We start from the raw sequence: 5313 nt of genomic DNA, 5'->3' as shown, positions 1-5313 counted from the left end.
CCTATTCGGCCTTTGCCGGTGGTACGAGCCAGCCGAGCATGAATACCTTCTACTATGCCATGAGCGGCAAGGACCGCCAGCCGGACCTCAACATTGATGCCATGGAAGAAATGTCCCGTTACTGGGCAACCGTACGGCCATATTACAAAGGAGTCGATAAGGCCGAACCGTATCCCAACACGGAAACGTATTATTGTGAAATGCCTGGCGGCCAGTTCTCCAACCTCCGCCAGCAGGCGAAAGCCGTCGGACTGGGCGACCGCTGGAACGATATCAAGAAGATGTACCACGATGTCAACCTCATGTTTGGCGATATCGTCAAAGTTACGCCGTCTTCCAAGGTCGTCGGGGATATGACGCTGTACATGGTACAGAACGATCTGACGGAAAAAGATATTTATGAAAAGGGCGATACCCTTGATTTCCCCCAGTCTGTCGTAGAATTCTTCGAAGGCCGTCTGGGCTTCCCGTATCAGGGCTTCCCGGAAAAACTCCAGAAGATTATCCTGAAAGGCAAGAAACCGTTGACACAGCGTCCTGGCAAATTGCTTGAACCGGCTGATTTTGAAGCTATCCGTAAGAAACTGGAAGACGCCGGCTACAGCCATAGCGACGAAGACATCAACGCCTACTGCCAGTATCCGAAGGTATTTACGGACTACAATGACCGCAACAAGAAATATGGCGATGTCAGCGTCCTCGACACTCCGACCTTCTTCTTCGGTATGAAGCAGAATGAAGAAATCACGGTCGAACTGGAAGAAGGCGTAGACCTGGTCATCAAACTGATCAATATCAGTGATCCCGATGACAGCGGCATGCGCACCATCACGTTCATGTTCAACGGGGCAGAACGTGAAATCCAGGTGCAGGACAAAAACGTGGACCAGACCAGCGTCACCAGCAAGAAAGCCGATCCGGACAAGATCGGTGACATCGGCGCTACCCTTTCCGGCTCCGTCGTCAACGTCCTCGTCACCAAGGGCCAGAAAGTCAAGAAGGGCGATCCTCTGGTCGTAACGGAAGCCATGAAGATGGAAACGACCATTACGTCACCCATCGATGGCGTCGTCGGTGAAATCTATGCCGTCAAAGGCAAACCAATCATCAGTGGCGACTGCCTCCTGGAAGTACTGGAAGGCTGATCCTGATAGAAGTATATATGAATCCGTGGCATGAATTAGCTGTCATGCCGCGGATTTTTCTTTTTTTATTCAGCCGTGCCTCCCGCTTATGGCAAAATGACTGTGCAACATCTACAAACTACAAACAGAAAAGAGGTTGTCTTTGTGGGACAACCTCTTTTGGGCATATAGGACCAGAATCTGTCTTTTAATGGCTGTATTGGGTGCGTTTGCGGCGCACAGTCCAGCTGATGGCCAATAAGATGAGACCGGCGGCGAAGAAGACATACTTCATGCCGATGAAGGTGGCGATGGCACCTCCCAGGATAGGACCGGTCATGGCACCAATCTGCTGGGCAGAGAATAACAGGCCGAAGACGTGGCCTTTGGTGCGGGCGTCGGTGTGTTCGGCCAGGATGGCATTGATGGAAGGAAAGATGCCAGAAAAGAACAGGCCTACGGCGAACTGACTGGCAGCAAATCCATAGAGCGTCGTCGGCAGGGCCTGGAGAAAAAAGAAAATGCCAGCCAGGACCAGGGCATAGCGCATGGATTTGAAGAATCCGTGGTGCTGTCCGAAGCGTCCCCAGAGGGGGGCCGTGATGGCGCTGGCAAATCCGCCGAGAGAAAAGACGAGGCCTGAAACAAAGACGAGATTATCCATATTCTGGGCCATATGAGAGATATACGTAGTCAGGATAGGCTGGACAATGAGGATGACGACCTGCACCAGGGCAGAGCAGATCAGCATGTGAAAGATGATAGGGACTTTCCACAGGCTCTTTGGTTCGGCCGTGGCCTCTCCTTCGTCAGGCTCTGCCGGCTTGGCCGGTACACGGCTGAGGTCTGGTTCTTTGATGAAAAAGACGAGGACGAGGAAATTCAGGAAGAGAGCGCCTGAGGCGAGGAAAAAGGACATGCGCATGCCGAACAGTTCTGCCAGGATGCCGCCGAACAACGGGCCGATGATGCCGCCTGCCGTCAGGGCTCCCTGCATGATGCCCAGACAGATGCCCAGTTTCTGGGGCGGCGCATAAATGGTCATGATTGCCAGTTCCATAGGCCACAGGCCGGCGGCAAATCCCTGGAACATGCGCATAAATGTCAGCTGCAGTGGCGTCGTGACGATGCCGCCGAGGAAGTAACTGACAGACAGGAGCAGGCTGGCGCGGATAGCCATGAGACGCTTTCCCTTGCGGTCGGCCATTTTTCCCCAGATAGGAGCCATGATGGCACTGACAAGGAAGGTAGATGAAAAAACAATCCCCGACCAGATATTGACCGAAGTGGCGGAGACGCCCAGCTCACGGGTCAGGTACATGGGGAGGAAGGGGATGAGCATCGTATAGCTCGATGACATAAAAACGACATTGCACGTCAGGATAGCAAGACAGACTTTCCAGTTCACGTAATCGGCTCCTTTCAGACAGAGGTAATAGAAGGAACAGCCGGAGCCGCGACGCTGAGTAGAAGCGTCGCGGCTCCGGCGGATATTTTTTGTATCATACTATTATAATACGGCAGTTTGACAATTTCAACATTATCCGTTGAAAATTCATACCTATACTTCTATAATAAAAGCAGTGTCATTATAAAAGAAAAGAGGATAGGACCATGTTTTTGTATATTATCAAGCGGATAGGCGGTGCCATCGTCGTCCTGTGGGCAGTCATTACGATTACCTTCGGGCTCATGCATGCCATTCCCGGTGGCCCGTTTACAGAAGAAAAAAAGCTGCCTCCGGCCGTACTGGCCAACATAGAGGAACGGTATCATCTCAATGATCCCCTGCTGACGCAGTATGGCGATTACCTGAAACACGCTGCCGTACTCGACCTGGGGCCGTCTTTCAAATATCCCGGTCAGACGGTCAATGAAATCATAGCGGAAAGTATGCCCGTGTCGGCCCAGCTGGGGCTGATCAGCCTGTTGCTGGCGCTGGGGACGGGCGTAACAGCCGGCCTTCTGGCGGCGTGGCGCAAGAATACGTGGATGGATTATGCCCTGATGCTCGGCGCGACCTTGGGTGTTTCTGTGCCGAGTTTTATCCTGGCAGCCGTCCTCATACAGCTCTTTGCCTTTACCTGGCCGGTCCTGCCGGCGGCAATGTGGAAGGGGCCGGCCTACGTTATCCTGCCGGCGCTGGCTCTGGCAGCCCATCCTACGGCCTTTATCATGCGCCTGACCCGGTCCAGCGTCCTCGATGCACTGTCCCAGGATTATATCAAGACAGCCCGGTCCCGCGGTATCAGTACGCGGCGGCTCCTCTGCCATCACGCCCTTCGCAACGCACTGCTCCCCGTAGTCAGTTATATTGGCCCTCTGGCGGCGGCACTGCTGACGGGAAGCTTTATCGTCGAATCGATTTTTGCCATTCCCGGATTGGGGCGCCATTTCGTGACCAGCATCTATAACCGCGATTACACGGTCATACTGGGCATTACTATATTTTACAGTTTTCTCATCATTTTTATGAATCTTATCATTGATCTCATATATCCGCTGCTGGATCCCCGGATCCGGCTGCAGAACCACAAGGAGGGATGACCATGACGCCAGACGATTTTGCGCCGCTTCAGGAGGCAGATAAAGAAACGCTGTACGTGCCGCCCCAGAAGCTGCGGGAGCGGGGATGGCAGCAGATGAAACACAATAAACTGGCCCTGTGGGGACTGGGCATCGTCATTATCATGACAGTTATGGCTCTGTTCGGCCCTCTCCTGGCACCGTATTCGTACGTCGATCAGGACCTGACCATGGCCAACGCCTGGCCTGGGCCGGATCACTGGTTCGGCACCGATTCCCTGGGCCGTGATTTGTTTGTCCGCGTCCTCTACGGGGCTCGCATTTCCCTTTCCATCGGCCTTGTGGCCAGTCTGATCAATGTCTGCATCGGCGTATTGTACGGCGGTTTTGCCGCTCTCTCCGGCGGCAGGACGGACCGGATCATGATGCACATCGTCGATGTCCTTTATTCCATTCCCATGCTTCTGTACGTCATTCTCCTCATGGTCGTATTCAAACCGGGCCTGATCAATATTTATCTGGCTCTGGGCATTGCCTACTGGCTCAATATGGCCCGTATCGTCCGAGGTCAGATTCTGAGCCTCAAACAGCAGGATTACGTCATGGCCGCCCGGTCCTGCGGGTCATCCACCTGGCAAATCCTGCGCCGCCATATGATCCCCAACTGCGTAGGGCCTATCATCGTGACGTTGACCTTGTCTATTCCCGATGCAATTTTCACTGAAGCCTTTCTAAGTTTCATCGGCCTCGGCGTCTCGGCTCCCATGGCCAGCTGGGGTGTCCTGGCTTCGGAAGGCATCAACAGTATGCGTTCTTTTCCTTTCCAGCTCCTGTTTCCGGCTCTGGCCCTGTGCCTGACCATGCTGGGTTTTATGTTTCTTGGTGACGGCCTGCGCGATGCCCTGGATCCACAGAATGATAAGGAGGGCGGACGATGAATCACCATCTTCTTTCCATAGACAATCTGTCCATCTCTTTCCGTACTTACCGGGGTGTACTGGAAGCGACCCACCAGGTTTCGCTCGTCGTCGATGCCGGTGAAACCGTCGGTATCGTCGGGGAATCGGGATGCGGGAAATCCGTTACGGCCCATGCGGTCATGAAACTGCTCCCTGGCGACAGCGCGATATATTCATCGGGCCATATCTTCTGGGACGGCAGAGATATCCGTTCATTGGACGAAAGTGCCATGAACCGTCTCCGCGGCCGCGACATGGCCATGATATTCCAGGACCCCATGACGGCCCTCAACCCGGTCCTGACCATTGGCGATCAGATAGAAGAAGGCCTGCGCCAGCATCATATGAGCCGGCAGGAAGCAAGGCAAAAGGCCCTGTCCCTATTGCGCGAAGTGGGCATCACGTCGCCAGAGCGGCGGCTGTACCAATATCCGCATGAACTGTCGGGAGGGATGCGCCAGCGATGTCTCATCGCCATGGCATTATCCTGTGAACCCCGCCTGTTGTTTGCCGATGAACCGACGACGGCTCTCGATGTGACGACGGAAGCCCAGGTATTGCAGCTCCTGAAAAAACTGCAGGCGGAACATCAGATGGCCGTCGTCCTCATTTCCCACAATCTCGGCGTCATCGCCCAGATGTGCCGGCGCGTCTATGTCATGTATGCCGGTGTCGTCGTAGAAACGGGCCGGGTAGAAGATATT

At 54.2% G+C, this 5313-nt stretch carries 5 protein-coding genes; 4 read left to right on the top strand and 1 reads right to left on the bottom strand.

What is annotated here, in order from left to right; genetic code table 11:
• On the top strand, positions 1-1145 hold a 1145-nt coding region (locus DBO31_RS00720), incomplete at its 5' end, for a biotin/lipoyl-containing protein (RefSeq protein ID WP_150824202.1).
• Positions 1146-1332: 187 nt separating this feature from the next.
• On the opposite strand, the gene DBO31_RS00715 is transcribed toward DBO31_RS00720, so the two are convergent.
• On the bottom strand, positions 1333-2532 hold the full coding sequence (locus DBO31_RS00715) for an MFS transporter (protein WP_075581962.1): 1200 nt from the start codon (positions 2530-2532) through the stop codon (positions 1333-1335).
• A gap of 206 nt (positions 2533-2738) precedes the next feature.
• On the opposite strand from DBO31_RS00715, the gene DBO31_RS00710 reads away from it, so the two are divergent.
• From DBO31_RS00710 to DBO31_RS00700, 3 genes are all read left to right on the top strand, one after another.
• Positions 2739-3671 carry an ABC transporter permease gene (locus DBO31_RS00710; RefSeq protein WP_059076674.1) on the top strand — a complete coding sequence of 311 codons (933 nt, stop codon included), beginning with the start codon at positions 2739-2741 and terminating at the stop codon, positions 3669-3671.
• Positions 3672-3673: 2 nt separating this feature from the next.
• Positions 3674-4588, top strand: coding sequence for an ABC transporter permease (locus tag DBO31_RS00705; protein WP_150824201.1), 915 nt, complete (start codon positions 3674-3676; stop codon positions 4586-4588).
• Positions 4585-5313 (top strand): ABC transporter ATP-binding protein (locus tag DBO31_RS00700; RefSeq protein ID WP_150824200.1); only part of this gene is annotated, 729 nt, incomplete at its 3' end. The genes DBO31_RS00705 and DBO31_RS00700, both read left to right, overlap by 4 nt.

The sequence above is a fragment of the Megasphaera sp. DJF_B143 genome, assembly GCF_900320625.1.
In the GTDB taxonomy this organism is placed as follows: Bacteria; Bacillota; Negativicutes; order Veillonellales; family Megasphaeraceae; genus Megasphaera; species Megasphaera hexanoica.
Note: the sequence above shows the minus strand (reverse complement) of the source record. Positions and strands in the feature narration are given on the sequence as shown.